The following is a 26,290-nucleotide window of genomic DNA, read 5'->3' as shown; positions in this document are numbered from 1 at the left end:
CTTGCGCTCGTCGTTTCACGTGAAACTCCCGTCGGAGCCTCTGGCCGGAGTGGCCCACCGCTGTCGGTTGTTGGGGGCCGGGGGCGCGTGCCGAGGGGATCTCGCTGACTTACTGACGGCGCCGTTTCACGTGAAACGGTCCGCGCAGGCACGACCGGCACCGCCACCATCAGCGGCCGCGGTTGGGGACCGACAGGCGTACCCGACGGATTCGCTCCGTGCCGACCGGCCGCGAGATCCGGCACAAGACCGCGGCGGCGGCCGCCCACCCGCCATGGCGACGCCCCCGGGCCCGGCCCCGGTCCCCGGCCATGACGACGACCACGGCCACCGCCACCGCGACCGCCACCGCGACCGCGACGGCGACCGCCACGGCGGCATCCATTGCGACCCACTAAGCCACTCCGGCGAGGCGCGACCGTTTCAGGACGCGGCCGGGCCGGCAACCACGGCGATGAGGCGATGGACCATCGCCCAGGCCACCACGCGCCCAATGGAGCAATTCGTAGCTCCTGCCAACCACGCGGTGATGGTGCGACGCCGAGGTGCTGGCGCGATGGGCGCCCGGAAGCCGTCAGCGTTGAGCACAGCAACTCGGATCTCCCCCACACCAACCCAAGAGCGCCCGGCCCGCCCTGGGGCGCCTCAGGCCGCCGCACGGACGCCCTATCGCGACATCCGAGAAGCGCGCGAGCGAGTCAGAGCGGGCCCTCGGTGTCCACCCCCGGCAACGGCCGTCAGGAGACCACCAGCACGCCCATCCGAAGCGGCAGGGCCGTCCGCACAACGACCAGAACCCACCGGCTCCCGAGCACCGAACCCAACAGGGCCCGGAAACGGCTCGGCCGCGTCGCCCCCGACACAGGGACCACGCGGCCGAGACCGACAGCGGGCGAGACCCGCAGCCGGCCAATCACTCCCCGGGCTGCTCCTCCTGCCCGACGCCGATGATCCCGACGATCCGCTCCAGGTCGTCGACCGTCGCGAACTCAATGGTGATCTTGCCCTTGCTCCGGCCGATGTCGACCTTCACCCGGGTGTCGAAACGATCGGAGAGCCGGTCGGCGAGGTCCGTGAGCGCGGGCGCGTGCGGCTTCGGCCGGCGCTTCGCGGCCGGGGTCTTCGCCGGGCCGTCGGCGAGTGCCAGGGCCACCAGTTCCTCGGTGGCGCGTACGGAGATGCCTTCGGCGACGATGCGCTTGGCGAGCTGTTCCTGCGCCTCGGAGTCGTCGAGGCTGAGCAGGGCGCGGGCGTGGCCGGCGGAGAGCACCCCGGCGGCGACCCGGCGCTGCACCTGGGCCGGCAGGTTCATGAGCCGGATGGTGTTGGAGATCTGCGGCCGGCTGCGGCCGATCCGGCGGGCCAGTTCCTCGTGGGTGGCGCCGAACTCCTCCAGCAGTTGCTGGTACGCGGCCGCCTCTTCCAGCGGGTTGAGGTTGGCGCGGTGGATGTTCTCCAGGAGCGCGTCGCGGAGCATCGCGTCGTCCTTGGTGTCCCGGACGATGGCGGGGATGCTCTCCCGGCCGACCGCCTGGGCTGCCCGCCACCGCCGCTCGCCCATGACGAGTTCGTACTTCTCACTGTCGAGCTGGCGGACGACGATCGGCTGGAGGAAGCCCACCTCCTGGATCGAGGTCTTCAGCTCCTCCAGCGCCTCCTCGTCGAAGACGTGCCGGGGCTGCTTCGGGTTCGGCACGATGCTGTCGACCGGGATCTCGGCGAAGCGGGCCCCGGGGACGGGGCTCAGTTGCGGCTCCGGCTCGGGGGCCGGGGCAGCCGGGGCGCCCGCGTCGCCGCCGTCGAGGGCTCCGGTCACGGCTGCCGCCGCACCACCGGCGACCGGGGTGGCCGGGACGGCCGGCGCCGTACCGTTCTCGGTGTCGGCGGTCGCCGGGGCGCTGCCCGGCACGGGCCCGGTGGGGATGAGGGCACCCAGCCCTCGGCCCAGGCCGCCGCGAGGACGGTTCTTCATGCGACGCCTCCCAGCGACTTCTCCGTACTACGCATTCCGGCTCACCGGCTCCTTGACGCCTCGCTCCGCGATCTCCTGGGCGGCCTCGAAGTAGCTCGTGGCTCCCCGCGAACCGGGATCGTAGGTCATCACCGACTGCCCGTAGCTGGGCGCCTCGGAGACCCGCACGTTCCGGGGGATCACGGCCTGGAGCACCTTGTCGCCGAAGTGGTTCCGGACGTCCTGCTCCACCGCGTCGGCCAGCCGGGTACGCCGGTCGTACATGGTGAGCAGGATCGTGGACACCTCGAGCTTCGGGTTGAGGTGCTGCCGGACGAGGTTGATGTTCTGGATCAGCTGGTTGAGGCCCTCCAGCGCGTAGTACTCGCACTGGATCGGGATCAGCACCTCCTGCGCGGCGACCAGCGCGTTGACGGTCAGCAGGCCGAGCGAGGGCGGGCAGTCGATGAACACGTAGTCGAAGTGCCCGGGGTACGCGGCGATCGCCCGGGCCAGCCGGGACTCCCGGGCGACGACCGAGACCAGTTCGATCTCGGCACCCGCCAGGTCGATGGTGGCCGGTACGCACCACAGGTTCGGGATGCCCTCGACGGCCTGGGCCACCTCCTCCAGCGGCACGCTGTCGATGAGGCAGTCGTAGACGTCGGGCACCCCGGTGTGGTGCGGCACGTTGAGCCCGGTGGAGGCGTTGCCCTGCGGGTCGAGGTCGACGACGAGCACCCGGTTGCCGTGCAGGGCGAGCGCCACTGCCAGGTTGACCGTGGTGGTGGTCTTGCCGACGCCGCCCTTCTGGTTGGCGACGCACATCACCCGGGTCCGTTCGGGGCGGGGCATGGTGACCTCACCACTGGGGTTCAGGATCTGCACGGCGCGCATAGCCTCCATAGCCAACGGTGGGTCATCCTCTTCGCGCGTCGGGGTTTCACGTGAAACGTACGTGCTGGCCGGGGGTTCGGCGCCGTAGCCGGCGTCCGGTGGCGTGTCGGAAGGCGGCGCGGCCGGAGCCACATCCGGCGCGGAGTCCGGGGTGGGCTGCTGCGGCACGACCACGACAGGCGGTTGCGGCTCGTAGCGGGCGGGGACCGCGGCGTTCCCGCGCACCGGGGCCGGACGCGAGGCGGGTGCGTTCGCCGGGCCGTCGCTCGGGTCGTGCGGGTCCCGCACCGGCGGGACGTTCGCCGGTACGGACGACGTTGGCCGCACGGCGCCGGCCGGAGGCCCGTCCCGACGCACCACCGGGTCACAGTCCGGCGGTCGCGTGGACGGGTCGTGGGGCTCGCCGTTCGGCGGCCAGCCCTCGAAGGTGGTTTCACGTGAAACGGGGCCGGCGGCAGAAGATCTCTCGCCTGGCCCGGTCACCCGTGAATCGTCGTACCTGCCGTCGTCATGCACCTGTCATCCCTGCCCGCTCCGGATGGTCGGTCCGCACCCGTCATTCAGGCCCCCGCGCTTGCCGCGCGGCGTCACCGGCCCGGTGGGAACGGTCGGGTTCGGGTGCCGCCCGACACCGCCGCTCCACACTATCGGCGCGCGGCCAGCCTACGGCCGACGGGCGCAGCGGGTCCACGTCGGGTTCTGATCGACCACCTCACGCCCACCCGGTCCAACGACCGGGTGGGCGTCCGGAAAGCCTTGCCGCGTCAGCGATCCCGGCCCTGCGCGCCCCGGCGACGGCCGCCCCGCGAGCGTTTCGGCCCCTTCTTCTTGGCCGGGCCGATCACCCGCTCACGAACCACTTCGATCACCGTCGCCGGTGGGTCGATCACGTCGACACCGCACCGGTGCAGTTCCGGCTCGCCGCCGCCGAGCTTCGCCACCGCCGCGGTGTGCTCGGCGATCTCTTCGGCGGCGGAGGCGCCCTTGAGCGCCACCAGCCGTCCGCCGGGCACCGCCAGCGGCAGGCACCAGCCGGCGAGCCGGTCCAGCGGGGCGACCGCGCGCGCGGTGACGATGTCGGCGGTCAGCGGCGCCCGGTCCCGGGAGCCGACGGCGGCCTCCTCGGCGCGCCCACGAAACACCCGTACCGACTTGGTCAGCCCGAGTTGCTGCACCGCCTCGATGAGGAAGGAGGTGCGCCGGGCGAGCGGCTCGACCAGGGTCACGGTGAGGTCGGGGCGCGCGATCGCCAGTACCAGGCCCGGCAGGCCGGCCCCGGAGCCGACGTCGATCAGGCTGGCGCCCTCCGGGATCCGCTCGGCCATCGCCGCGCAGTTGAGCAGGTGACGGTCCCAGAGCCGCGGCGTCTCGCGGGGGCCGATGAGGCCGCGCACCACGCCGTCCGTGGCCAGCAGTTCGGCGTACGCGGCGGCCAGGTCGAGCCGGTCGCCGAAGAGGGTACGGGCGGCCTCCGCCAACTCGGGCGGCAACGTCGCGTCCCCGGGGGCGGGCTGATCGCCGGAGGGCCGGTCCTCACTGTCCATGAGGGACGGTCCGGATTCGCTCCGATCGTCGGAGGAGCCGTCGTCCAGGTCGCCGCCGGCGGGGGCCGGTTCGGCAAACACCGGGCCGACGGTGGCCGGTGCGGCTGGCGCCTCCGCCGACCTCGGCGCCTCGGGCCGCTCCTCCGGTCCACCGGAGAAGGCCGGCGTCACTCCGGTGGCGGGGTCAGCACCGGCGATGGGCCGCGCCACCGCCGGAACCGGATCATCCGAGAGGGCCGGCTCGTTCGAGAAGGCCGGGTCGATCGGACCTGCCGGCGTGCCCGGCGTCGGCGGGTGGGCCGGGGCGTCGCCCGCGGAGAAGACCGGGTCGACGGCCGGGTCGGTGTGGACAGGCGACGGCCCGGGCGGGTTGCCGCCCGGGCCGGTCACGGCACCCGCCGTCGTCTCGTCGGAGGACACCTACGTCAGTCCGTCACCGGCCGGACGATGATCCGACGGTTCGGCTCGACGCCCTCGGACTCGCTCTCCACGCCGGTCATCGCGTTGACCACGTCGTGCACGCACTTGCGCTCGAACGCGGACATCGGCTCCAGGCGCACCGCCTCGCCGTGCTCCTTGACCTTCTCCACCGCGTTCTTGGCCACGGCGGCCAGCTCCTTGCGCCGGGCGGCGCGGTAGCCGCCGACGTCGAGCAGCAGGCGGCTCGGCGAACCGGTCTGCCGGAACACCGCCAGCCGGGCCAGCTCCTGGAGCGCCTCCAGGGTGGCGCCGCGCTGGCCGACCAGGTTCTGCAGGCGGCCGCCGACCACCTCGACGACCGGGCGGCCACCGGAGACCAGCTCGTCGATGTCGCCGTCGTAGTCGAGGATGTCGAGCAGGCCCTCGACGTAGTCGGCGGCGATCTCGCTCTGCCGGAACAGGTCGCTGTCGGCGGGGGCCTTCTTCTCCCGGCCCTCGGCCTGGGTCTCCTCGGCCTCCTCCGTGGTGGCGGCCGGCGCGGTCTCCTCGTCCAGGGACTGGTCCGCGCTGGGGATGCTGGTGTCGGTCACGGTGTCATCTCCGTACTCGCTCGGCCGGACCGTCGGGTCCGCTGGTCTCCCGCGGCCCGGCGGGAGGTTCGCCGGTGCCCTCGGGCACGTCTGTACGGGCCAGTTTCGCCCGTGACCGCGCTCGGCGCGGCGGTTCCGGTCCGGCGCCGACCCCTCGGGTGGCAGCTCGGGGACCGAACGGGCCGCCACCGGTGTCCGGCGGCGGCCCGGCGGGCTCAGCCCTGTCGCTTGGCGGGTCGGCCGCTGCCCTTCTTCGGGTTGACCGGCTTGGCGCCGGGCTTCGGGCCGGCCACCTTGGGGGCGGCGGCCGGAGCCTTGGCGACCGGCTGGGCGGTCTTGCGGCCGAGCAGGCCACCTGCCTTGGCGGGCTGGGCGGCGGCCTTGCCCGCGGTGGCCTTGCCGGCGGTGCTGTTCTTCGGCGGCACCAGCGGCGGGAACTTCCGCAGCACCCACTGCTGCTGGCCGAGGGTGAAGAGGTTGTTGGTGACCCAGTAGATGATCACGCCGATCGGGAAGATCGCGCCCGAGATGAGCAGCGAGACCGGGATGCCGTAGAGCATCAGCCGCTGCACCATGCGCTGTTGCGGGTCCTCCGCCCAACCGGTCTTGAGGATCATCTGCCGGCTGGTCAGGTAGGTCGTGGCGATCATGATGCAGACCAGCACGCCGGCGACGATCTTGACGGTGGTGAGGTTCGCGCCGAGCGCCGCCATCTCGCTGGCGGTGGAGCCGAACTTCCCGGAGATCGGAGCGGTGAAGAGCTTCGCGTTCGAGGCGCTGTTGAACTGCTCGACGGTCCAGCCGTACAGGGTCTTGCCCTGGTTGTCCGGGTTGAGTCGCTTGAGCGTGTGGAACAGGCCGAGGAAGACCGGGATCTGGAGGAACATCGGAAGGCAGCCCATCAGCGGGTTGGCCTTTTCCTTCCGGTAGAGCTCCATCATCTCCTTCTGGAGCGTCTCCCGGTCACCCTTGTGCTTCTCCTGCAGCTCCTTGACCTTGGGCTGGAGCGCCTGCATGGCCCGCTGCGACTTGATCTGCTTGACGAAGACCGGGAACAGGATCACCCGGACGGTGACCACCAGGAAGATGATGGAGAGGATCCACGCCCAGTTCGTGCCGATCACGGCCCCGACCGACACCCCGATGGCGTCCCAGGCCGAGTGCCAGGTCAGCAGGATCCACGAGATCGCGTAGTAGATCCAGTCGAGACTAAACACTCAGGCTCCAGTCACGTCGGAACGGCGGCGGTCGCCCGGCTCCGGGACCGGGTCGTGTCCACCAGGGTGGAAGGGGTGGCAGCGCGACAGCCGCCGGACCGTCAGCCAGGCTCCCCGCAGCGCACCGTGCCGGGACACCGCCTCGACGGCGTAGGCACTGCACGACGGGTAGAACCGGCAGCGGGCCGGCAGTGCCGGACTTATCCACCGACGGTACGCGATGATGGGCGCCATCAGCATGCGGGCACCGGCAGAGGGCCGCGGCGCGGCAGTGTGCTCGGTCACCGCGACCGCCGTCCCCGGGGGGACCGTGCGGCGGCGAGGGCGGCGTCCAGGTCGGCCCCGAGCCGGGCGTACGACGCCTGGGCGGCCGGCGGCAGCGCGCGTACCACCAGGGTGCTGCCGGCGGGCAGGTCGGCCAGCCGCTCGCGGACCAGGTGGCGGAGCCGGCGGCGGACCGTGTTGCGGACCACGGCGTTGCCGACGGCCTTGGACACGACGAAGCCGGCGCGGCTCGGTGCGGAGGTCTCCGCACCGCTGCTCCGCGCCGGCTCCGGCGAGGTGGTCGCGGTGGATCCGGTCTGCTCGGGGAGGGTCAGGTGCACCACGACGGCGCCACGGCCGACGCGTCGGCCACCGCGGACCGCTGCGGCGAAGTCGCTGCTACGCCGCAGTCGTTGTGCGGCGGCCAGCACGACTGCCCACGTCCCCGGACCGGACCGGTCGGCCTCAGGCCGACAGGCGGGCGCGGCCCTTGGTGCGACGGGTCGAGATGATGGCGCGGCCGGCACGGGTGCGCATGCGCAGCCGGAAGCCGTGGGTCTTCGCGCGCCGGCGGTTGTTCGGCTGGTAGGTGCGCTTGCTCACGTCAGGCTCTCCGTTGTCGTAGACCTCGCGCGGGGGATCGCCCGGGGTCGTGTCGTGGTCCAGGCCACCTCGGCGGTGGCCTCCGATCGGTGCTGCCCGGTGGCGGGGGGCCCCGGCGATGCGGGGCGGTGACCGCGGACAGCAAGCACCCATCACCCTAGCAGAGGGCGAGAGAGCAGCCGTTCCAGCCTACGCAGGGGGGCAGTGACCGTCAAACCTCACACCCCGGCCGCGACCAGCGCCGGGAGCGCGACCGAAGGGGCGGTTTTCACTGATGTTGACAAGGCTGCCCCGGTGTCGACGGTTGATGGCGCGGGGTCCGCGCTGTTAGCGTGCCCGATTGCGGTCAGCGTCGGGGGTGGGGGTTTGTCGCTGGCTGGCAAGACCGGACAAGGTAGTGAATCGTTCGGCACGGTGAACCCGCTTCAGTGCCTCCGCGAATCAGGGGGCAGGTCCGACCCGCGTCCGGTGGGCGGCCCCAATCGGTCGGTACACACAGGCTGTGGATAACTTGTGGATGACGACCGGTCAGCCGTCCGGGCGGGCGTGAGGAGAGGCGAGGGGGGTGGCACGACGGTGACCGGAGCGACCGACCTTGCCGCGGTGTGGACGGCGACGACCGACGAGCTCGCCGACGAGATCATCTCCGCGCAGCAGCGGGCGTACCTCCGGCTGACCCGGCTGCGGGCGATCGTCGAGGACACCGCACTGCTCTCCGTGCCCGACGCCTTCACCCGGGACGTGATCGAGTCCCGCCTCCGCCCGGCCATCACCGAGGCGTTGAGCCGCCGGCTCGGCCGGCCCATCCAGGTGGCGGTCACGGTCCGCGTCGCGGAGGACCCGGGCGGCCGCCCGGCCGGCACCGTCTACCGCAGCAACCCCGAGCCCGCCGCCGAGCCCGCCGGCCCACCGGATCTGCTCACCGGCTTCGACCAGCCCGGCCCGGCCGACGCCGCGCCCGGCTTCCGCGAGCTGGGCTTCCCCCCGGCCCGGCCGGACGCCCCGGCGTACGCCGATTCGCGCCCGGAGCCGCCCGCCGAGGAGCCGGCTCCCCGGCAGCGCACCGCCGACGGCGCCCGGCCGCAGCTCATCCCGGCCAGCCGGGACGGGCAGGACACGCTGTTCAGCGCCGCCTTCGCCGAGCCGCTGCGCACCGCACCCGAGCGCCGCGGCTTCGACGAGCGGTCCCCGGTCGAACCGCCCGCACCCGACGCCGGGGGTTACGAGCCCCGCTACCGGGAGGCGCCCGGCCCGGCCGACGCCCCGCCGCTGCGCGGCCTGCCCCGGGACGGCGCCTCCGACAGCGGCCCCGGCCGCGGCGCCCCGGACCGCCGCCCGGGCGGCCAGGCCGACCGACGGATGCCCGGCGGCGCGGAGAGCGGCAACCGGCTCAACCCGAAGTACATGTTCGAGACGTTCGTCATCGGCTCGTCCAACCGCTTCGCCCACGCGGCGAGCGTCGCGGTGGCCGAGTCGCCGGCGAAGGCGTACAACCCGCTCTTCATCTACGGCCACTCCGGGTTGGGCAAGACCCACCTGCTGCACGCCATCGGGCACTACGCCACGACGCTGGGCAACGCCCGCTCGGTCCGGTACGTCTCGACCGAGGAGTTCACCAACGACTTCATCAACTCGCTGCGGGACGACAAGACCAGCGCGTTCCAGCGCCGTTACCGGGACGTGGACATCCTCCTGATCGACGACATCCAGTTCCTGGAGAACCGGGAGCGAACGCAGGAGGAGTTCTTCCACACCTTCAACACCCTGCACAACGCCAACAAGCAGATCGTGATCACCTCCGACCGGTCCCCGCGCCAGCTCGCCACGCTGGAGGACCGGATGCGGACCCGGTTCGAGTGGGGTCTCCTGGCCGACATCCAGCCGCCGGACCTGGAGACCCGGATCGCGATCCTGCAGAAGAAGGCCGCACAGGAGCGGATGTACGCCCCACCGGACGTGCTGGAGTTCATCGCCTCCCGGGTGTCGAACTCGATCCGGGAGCTGGAGGGGGCGCTGATCCGGGTCACCGCATTCGCCAGCCTGACCCGCTCGTCGGTCGAGCTGTCGTTGGCCGAGGAGGTGCTGCGGGACTTCATGCCGGACGGCGCCGGACCGGAGATCAACGCCGACCAGATCATGGCGTCCACCGCGGACTACTTCGGGGTGAGCCTGGAGGACCTGCGCGGCCAGTCCCGGTCGCGGGTGCTGGTCAACGCCCGCCAAGTGGCCATGTACCTGTGTCGGGAGCTGACCGAGCTGTCGCTGCCCCGAATCGGGCAGGCCTTCGGCGGCCGGGACCACACCACCGTCATGCACGCCGACCGGAAGATCCGGCAGCAGATGGCGGAGCGGCGCTCGCTCTACAACCAGATCGCCGAGCTGACCAACCGGATCAAGCAGACCACCTGATCGGTACGCGGACGCGACGCCCGGCCGGGCCCACCGGCCGGGCTTTTTCGTGCCTGTGCAGATCCGCGCTTGACCCTCGACCCGGTACAGGGCCCACGATCGGTGTCGTGTTTCATCCACAACCCGGCCCGGTTGTCCACACCCCCTGTTCCACAGACGGTGGAAAACCACGCTCGGTCTCCGCCCGGTTACCCACAGACTGTGGACAACTCCTGGGGACGAGGCTGTGGACGCCTGGGGACGACCGTCCCGTTGTCCACCGACGACGGTCGGCCTGTGGGCGACCTGTTGAAGGTTCTGGGGATGACGCCGGTCGACGCCGCTGGCGCTGTCCACAGCACTGGGGAGAAACCCGGTGGATTAGCGGTGGACAACCGGTGGACAGCCGTGGATAACCCGGCGGCTGGCGACGGCTGTGGACTCAGACACGGGTTGTACCCCTGGTTCTCCACAGCGAAACCACCGGTGGATAACCTGTCTGACCTGGGCGGACGCCGGTTCTCCACAGTTTGCACAGGTGCGATGAAGACGATGAGTTATCTCTTCTAAACAACAAAAACCAATCATCACCGTTGGACTTCCTGTGGATCGGGCCGGAGCACTGCCGCCGGCAGTCACCCGGGCACCTGGATCCACGGGGTCGGGCGCACAGCCGATGCCCACGCGCCCTAAGGTGCGAGGGGTACCCGCACGGTCGGGCGGGACGGGTGGCAGCGGTCGGCATGAGAGAGTTGTCGCTGACGTCGACGCGGAGGCATTGATGAAGTTCCGAGTGGAGCGCGACGCGCTCGCCGAGGCGGTCGCGTGGACCGCCAAGAGCCTGCCCAACCGACCTTCCGTGCCGGTGCTGGCCGGGGTGATGCTCCGCGTCACCGACGGCAACCTCCAGGTCTCCGGCTTCGACTACGAGGTCTCCAGCCAGGTCACCGTCGAGGTGCAGGGTGACGCCGACGGGGCCGCCCTGGTCTCCGGCCGGCTGCTCGCCGAGATCACCAAGGCGCTCCCGGCCAAGCCGGTGGACATCGCCGCCGTCGGCGCGCACCTGGAACTGGTGTGCGGCAGCGCCCGGTTCACCCTGCCGACCATGCCGGTCGAGGACTACCCGACCCTGCCCGAGATGCCGGAGAGCGCCGGCACCGTCGACGCGGCCGCCTTCGCCTCCGCCGTGGCCCAGGTGGCCGTGGCCGCCGGTCGGGACGAGACGCTGCCGATGATGACCGGTGTCCGGATCGAGCTGTCCGGCAGCACGCTGGCGATGCTCGCCACCGACCGCTACCGGCTCGCCCTGCGCGAGATGGAGTGGAACCCGGACGACCCGGAGATCAGCCTCAACGCGCTGGTGCCCGCCCGGACGCTGCACGACACCGCCAAGGCTCTGGGCCCGCTCGGCGGCCACGTCACCATGGCGCTCTCCCAGGGCGGCGCCGGCGAGGGCATGATCGGCTTCTCCGGCGGCACCCGCCGGACCACCAGCCGGCTGCTCGACGGGGCCAACTACCCCCCGGTGCGCTCGCTCTTCCCGGCCAGCCACAACGCCGAGGCCCGCGTGCCGGTCGCCACGCTCATCGAGGTGGTCAAGCGGGTGGCGCTGGTCGCCGAGCGCACCACCCCGGTGCTGCTCAGCTTCAGCTCCGACGGCCTGGTGGTCGAGGCCGGCGGCACCGAGGAGGCCCGGGCCAGCGAGGCCATGGAGGCGACCTTCACCGGCGACGCGCTGACCATCGGCTTCAACCCGCAGTACCTGATCGACGGCCTGACCAACCTGGGCGCCCAGCACGCCCAGCTGGCGTTCGTGGACGCCTTCAAGCCCGCGGTGATTTCCCCCGCCGGCGAGGATGGCGAGGTCATCCCGGGGTACCGGTACCTCATCATGCCGATCCGCGTGTCCCGCTGATCGCCGGCAGCATGATCCAGACGTACGGAGGTAGGAGCAGATGCAGCTCGGCCTGGTAGGACTCGGCCGGATGGGCGGCAACATGCGCGAGCGGTTGCGCGCCGCCGGTCACGAGGTGGTCGGCTACGACCGCAACGCGGAGCTGAGCGACGTCGCGAGCCTCGCGGAGCTGGCCGAGAAGCTGGAATCGCCCCGCGCGGTCTGGGTGATGGTGCCGGCGGGCGTCACGGACGCCACCATCGACGAGCTCGCCGGTGTGCTCGGCGAGGGCGACATCATCATCGACGGCGGCAACTCCCGCTTCAGCGACGACGCCCCGCGCGCCGAGCGCCTCAACGAGCAGGGCATCGGCTACATCGACGTCGGCGTCTCGGGCGGCGTCTGGGGCAAGCAGAACGGGTACGCCCTGATGGTCGGCGGCGCCCAGGAGCACGTCGGGCGGCTGATGCCGATCTTCGAGGCGCTCAAGCCCGAGGGCGAGTTCGGCTTCGTGCACGCCGGTCCGGTCGGCGCCGGCCACTACGCCAAGATGGTGCACAACGGCATCGAGTACGGCCTCATGCACGCCTACGCCGAGGGCTACGAGCTGCTGGCCGCCTCGGAGCTGGTGACCAACGTGCCGGGCGTCTTCAAGTCCTGGCGCGAGGGCACCGTGGTCCGGTCCTGGCTGCTCGACCTGCTCGACCGGGCGCTCGACGAGGACCCGGAGCTGGCCGAGCTGAGCGGCTACACCGAGGACACCGGCGAGGGCCGCTGGACGGTCGACGAGGCGGTGCGGCTCGCCGTGCCGCTGAACGTCATCACCGCCTCGCTGTTCGCCCGGTTCGCCTCCCGGCAGGACGACTCGCCCGCCATGAAGGCCGTCGCCGCGCTGCGCCAGCAGTTCGGCGGCCACGCCGTCCGCAAGCGCTGACCGGCATCCACAGCCTGTGTACGTCCGCCGGCTCGAACTGGTCGACTTCCGCTCGTACGAGCGGGTCGGCGTCGACCTGGAGCCGGGCCCGAACGTGCTGGTCGGCGCGAACGGCGTCGGCAAGACCAACCTGGTCGAGGCATTGGGCTACGTGGCGACCCTGGACTCGCACCGGGTCGCCACGGACGCCCCGCTGGTCCGGATGGGCGCCACCTCGGCGGTGATCCGCTGCGCGGTCGTGCACGAGGGCCGGGAGCTCCTGATCGAGCTGGAGATCGTCCCGGGCAAGGCCAACCGGGCCCGGCTCGGCCGTTCCCCGGCCCGCCGCGCCCGGGACGTGCTGGGCGCGCTGCGGCTGGTGCTCTTCGCCCCGGAGGACCTGGAACTCGTCCGCGGGGATCCGGCCGAGCGCCGCCGCTACCTGGACGACCTGCTGGTCACCCGCCAACCCCGGTACGCCGGGGTGCGCGCCGACTACGAGCGGGTGGTCAAGCAGCGCAACGCGCTGCTGCGGACGGCGTACCTGGCCCGGAAGACGGGCGGCTCGCGGGGCGGGGACCTGTCCACCCTCGCCGTCTGGGACACGCACCTGGCGCACCACGGCGCGGAGCTGCTGGCCGGCCGGCTGGAGCTGGTGGCCGCGCTGACCCCGCACGTGGCGAAGGCGTACGACGCGGTGGCGGCGGGCCGGGGGGCGGCGGGGATCGCCTACCGGCCGTCGCTGGAGCTGCCCGAGTCGACCACCGACCGGGCGGCGCTGGTCGACGCCCTCGGCGCCGCGTTGACCGCGAGCCGGTCGGCGGAGATCGAGCGGGGCACCACGCTGGTCGGCCCGCACCGGGACGACCTGGCGCTGACCCTCGGCCCGCTGCCCGCCAAGGGCTACGCCAGCCACGGCGAGTCCTGGTCGTACGCGCTGGCGCTGCGGCTGGCCGGCTACGACCTGCTGCGCGCCGACGGGATCGAGCCGGTGCTGGTGCTGGACGACGTCTTCGCCGAGCTGGACGCCGGCCGGCGCGAACGGCTGGCCGAGCTGGTCGGCGGCGCGAGCCAGCTCCTGGTGACCTGCGCGGTCGACGACGATGTGCCGGCGACCCTGCGCGGCACCCGGTACACAGTGGGCGAGGGGACGGTACGCCGTGTCGGATGAGGTGGAGCTCCCGCCCGCGCGACTGGGGCCGGTGCGCGGTGGGCGTACCCCGGAGGGGCCGGAAGCGAAGCCGGGCGGCGAGGCCGGCGCGGACCTGCCCGAGGGGGCGTCCGGGCCGGAACTGGCTCGGGCCGTGCTGGACGCGGCGAAGGCCCGCCGGCAGGCGGCGGCCGGCACGCGGCGGCGCGGCGCGGTCCGTGGCGACGGCGAGAAGCGGCTGCGCGGCTACTCCGGCCCGGGGCCGGACCCGCGGGACCCGCAGCCGCTCGGCGCGGTGCTGGACAAGCTGGTCAAGGCGCGCGGCTGGCAGCAGCCGGCGGCCGAGGCGACGGTCTTCGGCGCCTGGGAGCGGGTGGTCGGTGCGGAGGTGGCGCAGCACAGCCGCCCCGTGAAGCTGGAGAACGGTGAGCTGACCGTGGAGGCCCGCTCGACGGCCTGGGCCACCCAGCTGCGGTTGCTCGCCGGCTCGCTGCTCAAGCAGATCGCCAGCGAGGTGGGCCACAACGTGGTGCGCAAGCTGCACATCCACGGCCCGGCGGCGCCGTCCTGGTCGCGTGGCCCGCGCCGGGTGCGGGGTCGGGGCCCGCGCGACACCTACGGCTGACCGTCACCGCTCGCCGCGGCGGGCCTCCCGCTGGGCGCGCTTGAGCTCCCGCTGCTCGCGGCTCCACTGCTTGCGCCGCTCCAGGTCCTGCTTCCATGCCTCGCGGGCCAGCCGGGAGCCACCCTGCACCGCGCCCTGCACCTGGGACGGGCCGGCGAGGTTCTGGAACACCCAGCCCAGCAGGCGACCGCCCCTGCCGGAAGCGTCGCCCACCTGCTGCTCGTCGCCGCTCATCCGCCGCCCTCTCCCTCGCCGGTCACCGTAGGATTGGTGCCCCAATAATTGGTACACCAATCGTTGCTACGATCGCAACGACGGACGAGGAGGACGAGGGTGGCCGACGAGCTGGAGGGCGATCCCCTGGCGCTGGAGCAGCAGGTGTGCTTCGCGCTCTCCGTCGCCGCACGTGGCGTCGTCGCGGTCTACCGTCCGCTGCTCGAACCGATGGGGCTGACCCACCCGCAGTACCTGGTCATGCTCGCGCTCTGGCAGCACGCGCCGCTCTCGGTGCGGGACCTGAGCCGGCTGCTCCAGCTCGACCCGGGCACCCTGTCACCGCTGCTCAAGCGGCTGGAAGCCGCCGGCTACGTGCGGCGGGAGCGCGACGCGTCGGACGAGCGCAGCCTGGCCGTCTCGCTCACCGAAAGCGGGCGGGCACTGCGGGCGGAGGCCGAGCGGATCCCGCCGGCGATCGTGCAGCGGCTCGGCCTGCCGCTGGCCGACCTGCGGCACCTGCACACGGTGCTCACCGAGGTGATCGCGGCGGCCAACCGGGCCGCGACGGCCGGACCCGGCGCGGCCGGGCAGCCGGGTCAGGCGTCGGCGTAGACCGCGAAGCCGCGCTCGGCGCAGCGCCGGTAGAAGGCGGCCAGCACGCTCAGCTCGGCGCAGGTGAAGTTCCACTGCGGCGGCTGGCCGCTCTCGTCGCGCAGCTTGTCCAGCCGGCTGTCCAGCCAGCGGAGCTGCTGCTCGGCCAGGCGCCCGTCACCGAGCAGCGAGCGCAGCACCTCGCTCACCGACTCGAAGGTGACCGCCTCGCCGAAGGGCCGGTGCCGGGCGACGAACTTCTCCACGCCCTCGGCGATCCAGGAGCAGCCGTCCGGGTCGATCACCGGGTCCTCGTCCTCGGCCGAGTTCTCCGTGGCGTAGAGCACATTTTCCAGGCCGAGGATGAGGTCGACAAGTTCGGTGTAGGCCGTCGCCCGCACCGTGCCGGTCTTCGCGATCAGCTCGGCGAGCGCGGCGGTCGGTGCCGAGATGCGTGGCATGTCCACGATCTCGCCGAAGTCGACGAACTCGGCCGGCGCGACCGGATCGTAGAAGCGGCCGGTCCGCGGCCAGTGCACCGCGACGTTGTCCAGCCCCATCTGGCGTCACCTCTCAGCAAGCACGTTGTCCGACCGATCGGGTCGATCGTCCCGGTTCCGGCCGCGAAAGATCAAGACCGCAGGTGGCGGCGCCGCAAAAGGTACGGCACGTCCGGTCCCGCCGCGACCCCCGGTCGGTCACCCGCCGGCACCGATCCGGTGCGGGGCCGCGCCCTCGATCAGGGCGAGGCGTGTAGGGGGAGTCGCGGATAGCACGGTTCGGGCTCCTACGGCATTCTCAGCCGCCTCGGAGGGGTGCCGAGTGGCGGTTTGGTCGGCTGCGCACAGTAAGATTGATGGCGAGACGAAAGACCCGACACGGAGCGACGGACACGGGCCCGCAGGGCCCTTGATCATTGTCCCGCATCGGGTCGAGCCGATCGCGATCCGCGGGCAACCGCGGCGACCGGCGTACGCGATCCGTGACCTGGAGATCCGGGGACCGGTTTGTGCGCGCCGACGTCGCGTCCTGTCCGCCGAACCCGCGCCCCGCGCCTTGGCGCGGCCGGTGCGAGAAAGTGGCCGAGGGTGGCAGCGGAGGACAACAAGAAGTACGGCGCCGAGTCGATCACCGTTCTCGAGGGCCTGGAGGCGGTCCGGAAGCGGCCCGGTATGTACATCGGGTCCACCGGTGAACGCGGTCTGCACCACCTCGTGTGGGAGGTCGTCGACAACGCCGTGGACGAGGCGCTGGCCGGCTACTGCGACACCATCGACGTGGTGCTGCTGGCCGACGGCGGCGTCCAGGTCACCGACAACGGTCGTGGCTTCCCGGTCGACCTCCACCCCAAGCTGAAGAAGCCGGGTGTCGAGGTCGCGCTGACCGTGCTGCACGCGGGCGGCAAGTTCGACGGCAAGGCGTACGCGGTCTCCGGCGGCCTGCACGGCGTCGGCGTCTCGGTGGTGAACGCGCTCTCCACCCGGATGGCCGTGGAGATCCACAAGGACGGCTTCGTCTGGCGGCAGCAGTACCACAACTCCACGCCCACCCCGCTGGAGAAGGGCGAGACGACCGACCGGAGCGGTTCGGCGGTCTCCTTCTGGCCCGACCCCGACGTGTTCGAGACGGTCGACTTCGACTTCCAGACCATCTACCGGCGCCTGCAGGAGATGGCCTTCCTCAACCGGAACCTCGCCATCCACCTGCTCGACGAGCGGGTCTCCGATGGCGAGGAGGGCAAGCAGCGCGAGGTGACCTTCCTCTACAAGGGCGGCATCGCCGACTTCGTCCGGCACCTCAACGCCTCGAAGAACCCGATCCACAAGACCGTGGTCGAGTTCGGCGCCGAGGAGGAGGGCATGTCGGTCGAGATCGCCATGCAGTGGAACGAGTCCTACGGGGAGTCGGTCTACACCTTCGCCAACACGATCAACACTCACGAGGGCGGCACCCACGAGGAGGGCTTCCGGGCCGCGCTGACCAGCGTGGTCAACCGCTACGGCGCGGACAAGAAGCTGCTCAAGGGCGACGAGAAGCTCTCCGGCGAGGACATCCGCGAGGGTCTGGCCGCGATCATCTCGGTCAAGCTGGCGAACCCGCAGTTCGAGGGTCAGACCAAGACCAAGCTCGGCAACACCCCGGTGAAGAGCTTCGTGCAGCGGGTCTGCAACGAGTGGCTGGTCGACTGGTTCGACCGGAACCCGGCCGAGGCCAAGACCATCATCCAGAAGGCGTCCCAGGCGGCGCGGGCCCGGATCGCCGCCCAGCAGGCGCGCAAGCTGGCCCGGCGCAAGTCGCTGCTGGAGTCGGGCTCGATGCCGGGCAAGCTGGCCGACTGCCAGTCGACCGACCCGCGCGAGTCCGAGGTGTTCATCGTCGAGGGTGACTCCGCCGGCGGCTCGGCCAAGCAGGGGCGCGACCCGCGTACCCAGGCGATCCTGCCGATCCGCGGAAAGATCCTCAACGTGGAGAAGGCCCGGATCGACCGGGTGCTCAAGAACAACGAGGTCCAGGCGCTCATCACCGCCCTGGGCACCGGCATCCACGACGACTTCGACATCGAGAAGCTGCGCTACCACAAGATCGTGCTGATGGCCGACGCCGACGTCGACGGCCAGCACATCCAGACGCTGCTGCTCACCCTGCTGTTCCGCTTCATGCGGCCGCTGGTCGAGCTGGGGCACGTCTACCTGGCCGCCCCGCCGCTCTACAAGATCAAGTGGAACAAGAAGGGCGACGACGCGCAGTACGCGTACTCGGACCGGGAGCGGGACGGGCTCATCGCGCTGCGCCAGCAGAAGAAGGCCAACGCCCGGCCGGACGACATCCAGCGGTTCAAGGGTCTCGGCGAGATGAACTATCCCGAGCTGTGGGAGACCACGATGAACCCGGCCACCCGCACCCTGCGCCAGGTGACCCTCGACGACGCCGCAACCGCCGACGAGCTGTTCAGCGTTCTCATGGGTGAGGACGTCGAGGCGCGCCGGTCGTTCATCCAGCGCAACGCCAAGGACGTGCGGTTCCTGGACATCTGACGGGCCGCGCCGGGCCGGCCGGAGATCCACCGGTCGGCCCGGCGGTCCACAGAGTTATCCACAATCTGGCCGGTATCCACAGACGTTATCCACAGCACGAAAACGACTCTGAGTCTGATAAGGGTTAACAGTGACCGATACTCCCGAGTCCACGCCGAACGAGCCGGAGACCCCGGAGACACTGGCCGCGGTCGTCGCGCACGACCGGATCGAGCCGGTCGGGCTCGAGGTCGAGATGCAGCGCTCCTACCTCGACTACGCGATGAGCGTGATCGTCGGGCGGGCCCTGCCGGACGTCCGGGACGGGCTCAAGCCGGTCCACCGCAAGATCCTCTACGCCATGTTCGACTCCGGCTACCGGCCGGACCGCGGCTACGTGAAGTGCTCCCGCGTCGTCGGTGACGTGATGGGTCAGTTCCACCCGCACGGCGACTCCGCCATCTACGACGCGCTGGTCCGGATGGCGCAGCCCTGGTCGCTGCGCTACCCGCTGGTCGACGGCAACGGCAACTTCGGCTCGCCGGGCAACGACCCGGCCGCGGCCATGCGGTACACCGAGTGCAAGCTCGACCCGCTGGCCATGGAGATGCTCCGGGACATCGACGAGGACACCGTCGACCTCCAGGACAACTACGACGGCCGGGCCAAGGAGCCCACCATCCTGCCGTCGCGGATCCCGAACCTGCTGGTCAACGGCTCCGAGGGCATCGCGGTCGGCATGGCCACCAAGATCCCGCCGCACAACCTGCGCGAGATCGGCGCGGCCGTGCAGTGGTGCCTGGAGAACCCGGAGGCCGACGAGGCCACCACCCTCGAGGCGCTGCTGGAGATCGTCAAGGGCCCGGACTTCCCGACCCACGGCCTGATCGTCGGCCAGGCCGCCATCCAGGACGCCTACCGGACCGGGCGCGGCTCGATCCGGATGCGCGCCGTGGTCGAGGTCGAGGAGGACAAGCGCGGCCGGCCGGCCCTGGTGGTCAGCGAGCTGCCCTACCAGGTCAACCCGGACAACCTGGCCGAGCGGATCGCCGAGCTGATCAAGGAGGGCAAGCTCGCCGGGATCGCCGACATCCGCGACGAGTCCTCCGGGCGCACCGGCATGCGGATCGTGCTCGTGCTCAAGCGCGACGCGGTCGCCAAGGTGGTGCTGAACAACCTCTACAAGCACACCCAGCTCCAGGAGACCTTCGGCGCCAACATGCTGGCGCTGGTCGACGGCGTGCCGCGCACGCTCAACCTGGCCCAGTTCATCCGCTACTACGTCGAGCACCAGATCGAGGTCATCCGCCGGCGGACCGCGTTCCGGCTGCGCAAGGCCGAAGAGCGGGCGCACATCCTGCGCGGTCTGGCCAAGGCGCTGGACGCGCTCGACGAGGTGATCGCCCTGATCCGGCGCTCGCCCACCGTCGAGGACGCCCGCCAGGGCCTCATCCGGCTGCTGGAGATCGACGAGGTTCAGGCGACCGCCATCCTCGACATGCAGCTGCGCCGGCTGGCCGCCCTGGAGCGGCAGCGGATCCTGGACGACCTGGCCAAGCTCGAGGTCGAGATCGCCGACCTCAAGGACATCCTGGCCAAGCCCGAGCGGCAGCGGCGGATCGTCTCCGAGGAGCTGGGCGAGATCGTCGCCAAGTGGGGCGACGACCGGCGCACCAAGATCGTGCCGTTCGACGGCGAGGTCTCGATGGAGGACCTCATCGCCCGCGAGGACGTGGTCGTCACGATCACCCGCACCGGGTACGCCAAGCGCACCAAGGCCGACCTCTACCGCTCGCAGCGGCGCGGCGGCAAGGGCGTCAGCGGGGCGACGCTGCGGCAGGACGACATCGTCAGCCACTTCTTCGTATGCTCCACCCACGACTGGATCCTGTTCTTCACGAACAAGGGTCGGGTCTACCGGGCCAAAGCCTACGAACTTCCCGAAGCCAGTAGGGTGGCCAAGGGCCAGCACGTGGCCAACCTGCTCGCCTTCCAAGCGGACGAGCAGATCGCGCAGATCATCGAAATCCCGAACTACCAGGTGGCGCCCTACCTGGTACTGGCCACGAAGAACGGCCTGGTGAAGAAGACGCGGCTCGAGGAGTTCGACTCCAACCGTTCCGGCGGAGTCATCGCGATCAACCTGCGCGATGAGGACGAGCTGGTCGGTGCTGCCCTGGTCGCCCCGACGGACGACCTGCTGCTGGTCAGCAAGAACGCCCAGGCCATCCGCTTCAACGCCAGTGACGAGGCGCTGCGCCCGATGGGCCGGGCCACCTCCGGGGTGATCGGCATGCGGTTCAGCGAGGAGGATGTCCTCCTGGCGATGGAGGTCGTCCGCGAGGGCATGGACATGGACGTGCTGGTCGCGACGAACGGGGGGTACGCGAAACGAACCCCGATCGAGGAATACCCGGTCCAGGGCCGGGGAGGTAAGGGCGTGCTGACTGCGAAGATCACCGAGCGACGCGGTGGTCTGGTCGGCGCGGTGGTGATCAGTCCGGACGACGAACTGTTCGCCATCACCAGCAACGGTGGCGTCATCCGGACTCCGGTGAAGCCTGTACGCCGTACGCGTGACCGGAACACAATGGGGGTCAAGCTGATGGACCTCCCGGACGGCGTGACTATCGTGGCGATTGCTCGCAATGCCGACGAGCCTGACGAACAGGACTAGTTGATGACGGAGACACAGGCGAAGTCGGGGAACACGGGGACCTCGGCCAACCCGGTCGACGAGGAGGCCGCACAGGGCGGTACACCAGCGACCGGCCGCGCGGCCGTGGGTCGGGCCACCGTCCCCGCCGACGCGCCTGCCCCGAAATTCACCCGGGCTCCCGGCATGACCCCGCCGCCGGAAACCGCCGGCGAGGAGTCGCGGCCGTCCGACCAGGCCGAGACAAAGGTCGACGCTCCGACGTCGGCCGACGGCCTGGCCGCACCGGCCGCGGCGAAGCCGGGCGAGACCCCCCAGCCGCCCAAGCCCGCGGCGGCCGCCCGGCCGTCCACCGGCACCACCGGCACCCAGCCGCGCGTCGGCGCCGGCCTGGGCACCGCACCGAAGCCGTCCCCGGACGGCGGCCGCCCCGCCGCCACGGCCCGCCCCGCCAACGGGGGCGGGCTGCCGCCGGGGATCGGCGGTGCGGCCGCCGTCGGGGCCGCGCGCGTGGGTGAGGCGGTACGCGCCGCCCGTACCTCGGTCAGCTCGGCCGCGTCGCGCGGACCGCGCCGGGCCCGGCTGAACCTCAAGCGGATCGATCCCTGGTCCGTGATGAAGTTCGCGTTCGCGGTCTCCGTGGTGCTCTTCATCGTGGTGGTCGTCGCCACCTCGGTGCTCTACCTGGCGCTGGACGCCATGGGCGTGTTCAAGAGCGTCAACGACAGCCTCACCGACCTGGTGAACGCCGGCGGCGGCCAGGGTGGCGGCGGCGGCTTCCGGATCACCGCCAAGGGCGTGATCCTCAGCTCCGCGCTGATCGGCCTGGTCAACGTCGTGCTCTTCACCGCGCTGGCCACGCTGGGCGCGTTCGTCTACAACGTCTGCGCCGATCTGGTCGGCGGGATCGAGCTGACGCTCGCCGAGCGGGACTGACCCGACGACGACGCCGGGGCACCGCGTAAAGCGGTCGCCCCGGCGTTGCATGTCCGGGTAGTTTCAGGGTGGCGCGGGTGAGCGCGCCGCCACGGCCCCCCGATTTGGGCGCCACGGCGGCGATGGGTTAACCTTGCTCGTCGCTACGCGGGGCTATAGCTCAGTCGGTTAGAGCGCAGAGCTGATAACTCTGAGGTCGCTGGTTCGATTCCAGCTAGCCCCACCGCACACCGTCCGACGGTCGTCGAGCGCGAGGGGTCAAGCCCATGTTCAAGAAGCTCCTGATCCTGGCCGGCGTCGTCGGCGTCGCCGCCGTCGTGGCCAAGAAGATCAAGGCCTCGAACGACGAGCGCGCGCTCTGGCACGAGGCGACCACCGCGCCCGACCTGCGCTGAGCGCGCCGGACCGGCAGCACCGGGCGAATCCGCCCGCCTCGGGGCCCTAGCTCAACTGGCAGAGCACTGCCTTTGCAAGGCAGGGGTTAGGGGTTCGAGTCCCCTGGGCTCCACCAGCACTTCCACCGGTTGATCTCGGTCCCGAGTACAGCCATCCGTACAGCCAAGCGGTCACGCCGTCCCCTCCTCGCCCAGCACCCGATCGATGGCCGAGGCAGCCTGACGAGCGCGCGCCGGCAGGACGTGCCCGTAGGTGTCGGCCGTCATCCGGATCGTGGAGTGCCCAAGCAGCTCCATCACCGTGCGCAGCTCTTCGCCCTGGTCAAGGCGGCCCGCAAGCGGGCCGCGCCGGCCCGGCCCCGGCCTGCTGGCGACCTCCGGCCGGCATCAGCCGGGCCGGCCGGCCACGCTTCGGGATTGCCAAACCATGAAGACGTCGGGGCTCCGCCCCGAACCCCGACCCTCCTCAGAGATGCCGCCGCGGCTCACCTCGCCGGGCACCACAAGGGCTGGACGGTCTGGCGACTGCCCGACGAGGAGATCCGCTAAAGCCAGCATGCCGTCGACCCCGTCGTCCCTCAGGGAGGAAGAATGCTAGGGGTCCGGTTGGCAACGCCAGTCTCGCCGCGCAGTCGGGGTAGCCACTGGAATTCAGGCGTGTGAAGATCACGCCGTGCTCACCTCGTCAGCATCCCCCCTGTCGCCGTCCTGTTGGTCTTTGAGCTTTTCGGCATCGCTGCCATAGCTCTAGGCATCGGAATAATCGTCACGCGGCGTGTTCCGTGGCCACTTCAGGGTCTCGCACCGCTGCCGTTGCGCAGAGGCAGTTCCGTCGCTCTGATAGGTGTCACTATCGCCCTGGGAGCGTCAGCGGAGTTTCCATCGACTCCGCATCCGGTCGCAGTAGCGCTGAGCGCAGCGGCTTTTATCACCATCACGGCCTCTGTGGCCTGCCTGATCTTTGTGCGGCGCTAGCAGCCAAGGTCGCAGGCCGTAGGCCAGCATGATCGTGACCAAGGCTTCCTTCCGCTCACCCCGGACCGCGGCTAACAGGGTCCGTGCCTGCTCTGGCGTCAGGGTCCGCCCGTCCTTGGCGACCACCCGAGGAGCCCCCGACAGCGCCGCCGCAGTCCTTGGCACCTATCCAGGAGATGGGGGCAGCATCGGGGCCCGGCTCGGATAATGCCTTGCCGAGCTCCGGCGGGCTGCATAGGTTCGCCCGATGGTGGAGATCGAGACTGAGCGGCTCATCCTGCGGGACTGGCGGGACTCCGACCTGTCGCCGTGGACGGCCATGAACGCCGACCCGGAGGTCCGCGAGCATCTCGGGCCGCTACTCACTCCGGAGCAGGCCGCAGCCTCGATGCGCAGCTTCCAGGAAGACCTAGACCGGAATGGGTTCGGCTTCTGGGCTGTGGAGGTCCGCGACACAAGGCAATTCGTCGGGTTCGCCGGCCTGGACGTGGTGGACGAGGGCATGCCGTTTACCGGCGTGGAGGCTGGCTGGCGACTGTCCCGGTCAGCTTGGGGGCACGGGTACGCCACGGAGGCGGCGCTGGCGGTGTTGCGATACGGCTTTGACAAGGTCGGGTTGACCGAAATTTTGGCGGTGACCACAAAGGCGAACCTGCGTTCGCAGGCGGTGATGCGCCGGATTGGCATGACCACAGACCCGGGTGAGGACTTTGACGACCCCGACGTGGACGAGGGTCCCTTGCGCCGTTGCGTGCTGTACCGCAAGCGTGCGGATGCGGTTTCACAGACGTAGGCGCGTAGTTCCGCTACAGGCCCTTTGGATCTTCTTCTAATCCGAAGGCCGGCATGGGCCATCCGTGGGCCAGTAACCGTGGCGTGCAGCGGGCACGGGCGGGCACGAGAGGCAACCGGGTCGGCCGCCGCCCGCAGGCATTTCGGGCATCACGACCGGTTGAGCACGCTCTTCCAAACTGAGGTTCCCGACCAGCCCGGTTGACCTGTCACTAGCGGTCATACTTACCGGGTGGCGACCCCGGACCTGACGTATGGCGGCGTCGTACCGGCGCTGATCGAGGTCGTCCCAGAGCTGCGCGACGCCTTGAACGAGCACATCCGGGACAATGACGAGATCCTCCAGCATGTCTTCTTCGGCTGTGACGTGGTGCCCTTCGTCTTGGACGCATGGAAGCACAGGCGAGCAGACATTCTCGCTCGATGCCTCGCGTTCCTGGATGCCGCTATGGCCAGCCCGGACCCCCGCACGCGGGAGCTCGTGGCGGTGTCCTTCGTTGAATCCGTCGGGCCCTGGGATTCGACGATGGCGGACTTCGTCGCGATCTGGCCGCAGGCCCTCGCCGAGGAAGCCGCCGCACAGGTTGGATAACGGCAGTACAGCCATCCGTACAGCCAAGCCCGCCGACGGACACGGTCCGGCGTCGACGGTAGGCGACCCGGCGAGCAGGTCAGCGGCAGTGACCGACGCCGACCGACAGAAGTCTTGATCTTTGCAAGGCAGGGGTTAGGGGTTCGAGTCCCCTGGGCTCCACCAACACTTTCTTCGGCTGATCTCGGTCGCCAGTACAGACGAGCGGTCACGCCGTCCCCTCCTCGCCCAGCACCCGATCGATGGCGGAGGCAGCCTGACGAGCCCGGCCGCCGTACGCAGCTGCTCGAAGCGCCGGTTAACGTTCCGCGGCTCCATCGGATGGCGTCACGGGTAGCTTCTCGATCGATGCATGCGGAACCTGGCAGCGGGAGCCGGGCCGGTGTGACCCGGCTCCCTTGCTGATCAGTACCGGCGGAGCGACGTGAAGAACTGCCGCAGTTCGCCGGCGAGCAGGTCCGGCTCCTCCAGCGGCATGAAGTGTCCGCCCCTACCTGGTTCGCTCCAGTGCCGGATGTCGGTGCAGGCGCGTTCGGCGATCTCGCGCGGGAAGTTGACCATCGACGGTTCGGTGCTCACCGTGAACGCCGACGGCACCGTGATGTCAGGTCGTGGACTGTTGTGATGAAAGTCGAAGTACTGCCGGAACGAGGAGCCGATGGTGCCGCTCGCCCAGTACAGGGTGATGATCGTGAGCAGGGTGTCCCGGTCGAACCGGCTTTCCAGGTCCCCGTGGTTGTCGCTCCAGTCTCGGTACTTGTCGACGAGCCAGGCGGCCAGTCCGGCCGGCGAGTCGACCAGCGCCGCGGCGATGGTGTCCGGGCGGGTGCCCATGATGGCGCTGTAGCCGCCGTCAGTCTCGTCGTACGCCGCTTCGGCGTCGAGAAACGCCTGCTCGGCCGGCGACAACGGGTGGGAATCGAAGCTGGCCGGGAACGGTGGGTGGATCATGTGAATGCCGGCCACCTGCTCGGGGTACAGAGCGCCCAGCCAACCGGTGACCACGCCGCCGACATCGCCACCGAAGGCGCCGTAACGCTGGTAGCCAAGGACGTCGGTCATCAACAGGTGCAGCGTCTGAGCCATCGCAGCGCGGGTGAGCGGACCCTTCGGCAGCTCCGAGTACAGAAAGCCTGGCAGCGAGGGGACCACCACGTCGAACGCGTCGTCGGGGTCGCCCCCGTGGCGAGCGGGGTTGGTCAGACGGTCGACCAGCGGCAGCATCTCCACGAAGCTGCTGGGCCAGCCGTGACTCAGGATCAGCGGCAGCGGTGCGGGTGCGCCTTCCGGACGCGTCCCGGGTACGCGAAGGAAGTGCATGCGCCGGCCGCCGATCTGGGCCTGGTAATGCGGCAGTGCGTTGAGTTCGACTTCCCGGGCGCGCCAGTCGAACCCGTCGAGCCAGTAGGACAGCAGGTGCCGCAGGTAGTCGGGGTCCGCGCCGGCCTGCCACGGCTGGTCGCCGCTGCGGTCCGTGAAGCGGCTACGGGCCAGGCGGGCCCGAAGGTCGTCGAGTACCTCGTCGGATACATCGATACGGAACGGGGAGAAGGTCATTGTTCCTCCGGCTAGGAGGGCGCTCCCCGACGCAAGGTCAGCGGACAGGGACAGCCGGTTGGAGCGCCCAGACGTGACATTGAGTGTTCACCGGGCTCGCCTCCCCTCAT

The 26,290-nt window shown here is 70.8% G+C and carries 25 protein-coding genes and 2 tRNA genes; 14 read left to right on the top strand and 13 right to left on the bottom strand.

Annotated features, from left to right (window positions below; translation table 11 throughout):
- Positions 1–169 precede the first annotated feature (169 nt).
- The 9 genes from ABZS80_RS05205 to rpmH all read right to left on the bottom strand — a co-directional run bounded on the left by ABZS80_RS05205 (position 170) and on the right by rpmH (position 7,486).
- On the bottom strand, positions 170–373 hold the full coding sequence (locus tag ABZS80_RS05205; protein WP_355054524.1) for a hypothetical protein: 204 nt from the start codon (positions 371–373) through the stop codon (positions 170–172).
- 540 nt (positions 374–913) lie between these two features.
- Positions 914–1,972 (bottom strand): ParB/RepB/Spo0J family partition protein, encoded by a 1,059-nt coding sequence (locus ABZS80_RS05200; protein ID WP_355054523.1) that lies wholly within the window; start codon positions 1,970–1,972, stop codon positions 914–916.
- A 27-nt stretch (positions 1,973–1,999) separates the two neighbouring features.
- Complete coding sequence (locus ABZS80_RS05195) at positions 2,000–3,364, bottom strand: AAA family ATPase (protein WP_355054522.1); 1,365 nt, start codon at positions 3,362–3,364, stop codon at positions 2,000–2,002.
- A 248-nt stretch (positions 3,365–3,612) separates the two neighbouring features.
- On the bottom strand, positions 3,613–4,392 hold the full coding sequence (gene rsmG, locus ABZS80_RS05190; RefSeq protein WP_355054675.1) for a 16S rRNA (guanine(527)-N(7))-methyltransferase RsmG: 780 nt from the start codon (positions 4,390–4,392) through the stop codon (positions 3,613–3,615).
- Positions 4,393–4,817: 425 nt separating this feature from the next.
- The gene (locus ABZS80_RS05185) at positions 4,818–5,402 is read right to left on the bottom strand and encodes a R3H domain-containing nucleic acid-binding protein (protein WP_355054521.1); all 585 of its coding nucleotides are present in this window, start codon (positions 5,400–5,402) and stop codon (positions 4,818–4,820) included.
- 215 nt (positions 5,403–5,617) lie between these two features.
- Positions 5,618–6,619, bottom strand: a complete 1,002-nt coding sequence (gene yidC, locus ABZS80_RS05180; protein WP_355054520.1) for a membrane protein insertase YidC — start codon at positions 6,617–6,619, stop codon at positions 5,618–5,620.
- Complete coding sequence (gene yidD, locus ABZS80_RS05175) at positions 6,620–6,859, bottom strand: membrane protein insertion efficiency factor YidD (protein ID WP_151460588.1); 240 nt, start codon at positions 6,857–6,859, stop codon at positions 6,620–6,622.
- Between the two features lie 41 nt (positions 6,860–6,900).
- The gene (rnpA, locus tag ABZS80_RS05170) at positions 6,901–7,314 is read right to left on the bottom strand and encodes a ribonuclease P protein component (RefSeq protein ID WP_151460587.1); all 414 of its coding nucleotides are present in this window, start codon (positions 7,312–7,314) and stop codon (positions 6,901–6,903) included.
- Positions 7,315–7,348: 34 nt separating this feature from the next.
- Positions 7,349–7,486 carry a 50S ribosomal protein L34 gene (rpmH, locus tag ABZS80_RS05165; RefSeq protein ID WP_132264196.1) on the bottom strand — a complete coding sequence of 46 codons (138 nt, stop codon included), beginning with the start codon at positions 7,484–7,486 and terminating at the stop codon, positions 7,349–7,351.
- A gap of 576 nt (positions 7,487–8,062) precedes the next feature.
- Here rpmH and dnaA point away from each other — a divergent pair.
- From dnaA to ABZS80_RS05140, 5 genes are all read left to right on the top strand, one after another.
- A complete protein-coding gene (gene dnaA / locus ABZS80_RS05160; RefSeq protein ID WP_355054519.1) occupies positions 8,063–9,895 on the top strand; it encodes a chromosomal replication initiator protein DnaA in 1,833 nt (610 codons plus the stop codon).
- A 760-nt stretch (positions 9,896–10,655) separates the two neighbouring features.
- Positions 10,656–11,789, top strand: coding sequence for a DNA polymerase III subunit beta (dnaN, locus tag ABZS80_RS05155; protein WP_355054518.1), 1,134 nt, complete (start codon positions 10,656–10,658; stop codon positions 11,787–11,789).
- A 40-nt stretch (positions 11,790–11,829) separates the two neighbouring features.
- On the top strand, positions 11,830–12,702 hold the full coding sequence (gene gnd / locus ABZS80_RS05150; RefSeq protein ID WP_151460584.1) for a phosphogluconate dehydrogenase (NAD(+)-dependent, decarboxylating): 873 nt from the start codon (positions 11,830–11,832) through the stop codon (positions 12,700–12,702).
- Between the two features lie 16 nt (positions 12,703–12,718).
- Complete coding sequence (recF, locus tag ABZS80_RS05145; RefSeq protein WP_355054517.1) at positions 12,719–13,852, top strand: DNA replication/repair protein RecF; 1,134 nt, start codon at positions 12,719–12,721, stop codon at positions 13,850–13,852.
- Entirely contained in the window at positions 13,842–14,456 is a 615-nt protein-coding gene (locus ABZS80_RS05140) for a DciA family protein (protein ID WP_355054516.1), read from the top strand. Before recF ends, ABZS80_RS05140 begins: the two co-directional genes overlap by 11 nt.
- A 3-nt stretch (positions 14,457–14,459) precedes the next feature.
- Here the strand turns inward: ABZS80_RS05140 and ABZS80_RS05135 are convergent, their stop codons facing one another.
- Positions 14,460–14,690 carry a hypothetical protein gene (locus tag ABZS80_RS05135; RefSeq protein WP_355054515.1) on the bottom strand — a complete coding sequence of 77 codons (231 nt, stop codon included), beginning with the start codon at positions 14,688–14,690 and terminating at the stop codon, positions 14,460–14,462.
- A 99-nt stretch (positions 14,691–14,789) separates the two neighbouring features.
- Here ABZS80_RS05135 and ABZS80_RS05130 point away from each other — a divergent pair, with 99 nt between their 5' ends.
- The gene (locus ABZS80_RS05130; protein ID WP_355054514.1) at positions 14,790–15,284 is read left to right on the top strand and encodes a MarR family transcriptional regulator; all 495 of its coding nucleotides are present in this window, start codon (positions 14,790–14,792) and stop codon (positions 15,282–15,284) included.
- On the opposite strand, the gene ABZS80_RS05125 is transcribed toward ABZS80_RS05130, so the two are convergent.
- A complete protein-coding gene (locus ABZS80_RS05125; RefSeq protein ID WP_355054513.1) occupies positions 15,269–15,823 on the bottom strand; it encodes a hypothetical protein in 555 nt (184 codons plus the stop codon). The genes ABZS80_RS05130 and ABZS80_RS05125 overlap by 16 nt on opposite strands.
- A gap of 528 nt (positions 15,824–16,351) precedes the next feature.
- Here ABZS80_RS05125 and gyrB point away from each other — a divergent pair.
- From gyrB to ABZS80_RS05095, 6 genes are all read left to right on the top strand, one after another.
- Positions 16,352–18,298, top strand: coding sequence for a DNA topoisomerase (ATP-hydrolyzing) subunit B (gene gyrB / locus ABZS80_RS05120; RefSeq protein WP_355054512.1), 1,947 nt, complete (start codon positions 16,352–16,354; stop codon positions 18,296–18,298).
- Between the two features lie 130 nt (positions 18,299–18,428).
- On the top strand, positions 18,429–20,954 hold the full coding sequence (gene gyrA / locus ABZS80_RS05115; RefSeq protein WP_355054511.1) for a DNA gyrase subunit A: 2,526 nt from the start codon (positions 18,429–18,431) through the stop codon (positions 20,952–20,954).
- A 3-nt stretch (positions 20,955–20,957) separates the two neighbouring features.
- Positions 20,958–21,869 carry a DUF3566 domain-containing protein gene (locus tag ABZS80_RS05110; protein ID WP_355054510.1) on the top strand — a complete coding sequence of 304 codons (912 nt, stop codon included), beginning with the start codon at positions 20,958–20,960 and terminating at the stop codon, positions 21,867–21,869.
- Between the two features lie 149 nt (positions 21,870–22,018).
- Positions 22,019–22,092, top strand: a tRNA-Ile gene (locus ABZS80_RS05105).
- 43 nt (positions 22,093–22,135) lie between these two features.
- Positions 22,136–22,264: a DLW-39 family protein gene (locus ABZS80_RS05100; RefSeq protein WP_208818042.1), complete on the top strand. Its 129-nt coding sequence runs from the start codon at positions 22,136–22,138 to the stop codon at positions 22,262–22,264.
- Between the two features lie 40 nt (positions 22,265–22,304).
- Positions 22,305–22,380: transfer RNA gene (locus ABZS80_RS05095), tRNA-Ala, on the top strand.
- Positions 22,381–22,435: 55 nt separating this feature from the next.
- Here ABZS80_RS05095 and ABZS80_RS05090 read toward each other — a convergent pair.
- Positions 22,436–22,564: a hypothetical protein gene (locus ABZS80_RS05090; RefSeq protein WP_355054509.1), complete on the bottom strand. Its 129-nt coding sequence runs from the start codon at positions 22,562–22,564 to the stop codon at positions 22,436–22,438.
- 922 nt (positions 22,565–23,486) lie between these two features.
- Here ABZS80_RS05090 and ABZS80_RS05085 point away from each other — a divergent pair.
- Positions 23,487–24,032, top strand: a complete 546-nt coding sequence (locus tag ABZS80_RS05085) for a GNAT family N-acetyltransferase (protein ID WP_355054508.1) — start codon at positions 23,487–23,489, stop codon at positions 24,030–24,032.
- Positions 24,033–24,263: 231 nt separating this feature from the next.
- Entirely contained in the window at positions 24,264–24,623 is a 360-nt protein-coding gene (locus tag ABZS80_RS05080) for a hypothetical protein (protein ID WP_355054507.1), read from the top strand.
- A 405-nt stretch (positions 24,624–25,028) separates the two neighbouring features.
- Here the strand turns inward: ABZS80_RS05080 and ABZS80_RS05075 are convergent, their stop codons facing one another.
- Positions 25,029–26,180, bottom strand: coding sequence for an epoxide hydrolase family protein (locus ABZS80_RS05075; protein ID WP_355054506.1), 1,152 nt, complete (start codon positions 26,178–26,180; stop codon positions 25,029–25,031).
- Positions 26,181–26,290 lie beyond the last annotated feature (110 nt).

Source organism: Micromonospora sp. NPDC005305, assembly GCF_040607315.1.
In the GTDB taxonomy this organism is placed as follows: Bacteria; Actinomycetota; Actinomycetes; order Mycobacteriales; family Micromonosporaceae; genus Micromonospora.
The sequence above is the reverse complement of the archived record's forward strand: the minus strand, read 5'-3'. Positions and strand labels throughout refer to the sequence as shown.